General features: G+C 37.7%; 3 protein-coding genes. All 3 read right to left on the bottom strand.

Annotated elements, in window-relative coordinates; genetic code table 11:
• Positions 1-325 precede the first annotated feature (325 nt).
• Positions 326-877 (bottom strand): GspMb/PilO family protein, encoded by a 552-nt coding sequence (locus tag AB1422_13210; GenBank protein ID MEW6620269.1) that lies wholly within the window; start codon positions 875-877, stop codon positions 326-328.
• 32 nt (positions 878-909) lie between these two features.
• Entirely contained in the window at positions 910-1284 is a 375-nt protein-coding gene (locus AB1422_13205) for a DUF2723 domain-containing protein (protein ID MEW6620268.1), read from the bottom strand.
• A 114-nt stretch (positions 1285-1398) separates the two neighbouring features.
• The coding region (locus AB1422_13200; protein MEW6620267.1) for a hypothetical protein at positions 1399-2326 on the bottom strand (928 nt) is incomplete at its 5' end.

Raw genomic sequence — 2326 nt, 5'->3', positions numbered from 1 at the left:
TAATTTTACATTTTGATATGTAATTTTTATATTTGCTTTTTGCATTTTGCTCTTTGGAGGAAATCCCTTTTGGACACCAAATCTGCATAGATTTCACTATTAGAGTTATTTTCAGACACCACCAAAATTCGTAATCCGTGTCCGTTTTCCGTGTCCGTAATTAGGCTGAAGGTTTTTCCTTTTGTTGTCCTCTGCCTTCTGTCCTCTGACCTCTGTATCTATCCGTGCTAATCCGTGTTAATCAGTGGCTGAATAGTTACTTAATTTTTTCTCTGCGTCTCTGCGGGGAACGGTTACCAATATTCCGAGAGGCTTTACCTGATGCCTAACCTGAACGGTTACTCACGACCATATAGCTGGATATTATTAACGCTACCCTTAATTTATTATCTTTTTGTGCTAATATATTCAAATAAGGTATTGAATATAGTTTGTTTGAGGTTTTAATTGCATATAAAAAATTAGTCAACCCACTACTGTTGGTTTGTAAATTAAGCATAACAGATAGGTGGTGATATTTACCTGTCTTTTTAGTCGGGAGGATATTTTTGGTGAGGACATTGGCATTGGTGGTGTTAGATATTGTTTCGATGTCTGTCAAAAACTGGCTTGTGGCTATCAAAGGAGTCTCACTTACATAAAGTTTATCTTTAATCTTTTTTAGCTCATTTTTTAGAAGTAAAGTTTGGTTTTTATGCTCATCTTTATTTGAAAGCAGGATTGGGTATTTTTCAAGTTGTTTTTGTTTTTGGCAAAGAAGATTGTTTATCTGGACATACCTGGTTAGCTCAGGTCTAAACCAACCAAATAAATATAATGTTAGTATCAAAACTATTATTATCACAAGTTTAATTTTATTAACTTTTTGATGTTTCATCTTGTTGTCTCACAAATAGTAGATGTCAGAAGTCAAATATCAGCCTTTATAAGGTATCCCTTTGACAGGCTGTTGACATAAAATGGCAAAATAGTCATCCATAGTTTACCCAGCAGACAATAAAGTGGATAACCAGTGGGATGTGGAATACCTAAGACATAAGCCGCAGTTATCATATCTCCAGAATCATGCAGACCAACAGTTGGAGTCAAGGTATGAAGATAAACCGCCCAGCAAATAAAAAATACCAATATTCCACCACCATAATCTATCATCGTAAATGCTCTTGGGATATATGGTTTGTCCTCTGGTATAAAAATTTTTGGGATATTAGAAAGGATTTCCCACCTCCTCTTTTTCTGTTTCTTATTTTTTGTTCTCTGCCCTCTATACTTCTTTCCCATCATTTGCTCCATAATTATACTTATTGTCAAGACCAAAATAAAATTCCATCTTTAGCCTCATTTGCTGAGGCCAAAGCTGGATTAATACACAGATAAGAGAGATTTGTTCTCTCCTGATTATGGAGTAAAAGTAAAAGGTTTAATGTCCGTGCTGAAATAATCAAGGGTAATGGGGCAGGCTAATCTTCCACCTGCCTTATACTCTCCTTCAGGTTCACCACCATTAAAGGTATAGCCTCCAGGAAGTAGAGGGATTATAATATCAAGCTCTGGTGGTAAAGTAGCCTTAGGGACATTCAATAGGGATATTAATGAATCATCAGGAAATCTAACCCAACATTTTCCTTCTACATCCACTTCCTCTTTACCATTAGTTACATGCGCATCAATAGTAATTGTATCCTCAGTATGAAACTCAATACCATTTAACTTAATCTCAATCGCTAATGGTAACCCTGGATTTACCGAAACTGGACCTGGTCCATCAAATCCTCCAACTCTGAATATCTCACTTCCATCAGGTGATAATTTTACCACTTGATCATGCTGGAAATCACCCACCCAACAAGTACCATCAGTCGGATTTACTGAAACAAATGGGCAGAAAAATCCACCAACTCGAACTGTTTCACTTCCCTCTGGTGATAATTTTACTACTTGATAGGGATGATCAACCACCCAGCATGTACCATCGCTTGAATTCACTGAAAGTCCGGCTGGGAGATCAAGTTTAACCCTCACTGTCACACTTCCCTCTGGTGATAATTTCACTACTTGGTCCTGCCAGGGATCACTTACCCAACATGTACCATCTGTCGGATTTACTGCCACTGAATGTGGTCTATCAAATCCACCGACTCTAACTGTTTCACTCCCATTTGGTGATAATTTTACTACTTGATTATGAAAGTGATCAACCACCCAGCATGTGCCATCTGCCGGATTTACTGAAACTGCCCTTAGTATAGAAAATCCACCCACTCTCACCATCTCACTACCATTTGGTGATAATTTCACTACTTGATCGTGACCACTATCAGCCACC

The organism is bacterium (assembly GCA_040757115.1).
GTDB lineage: Bacteria > UBA9089 > CG2-30-40-21 > CG2-30-40-21 > SBAY01 > JBFLXS01.
The sequence above is the reverse complement of the archived record's forward strand: the minus strand, read 5'-3'. Positions and strand labels throughout refer to the sequence as shown.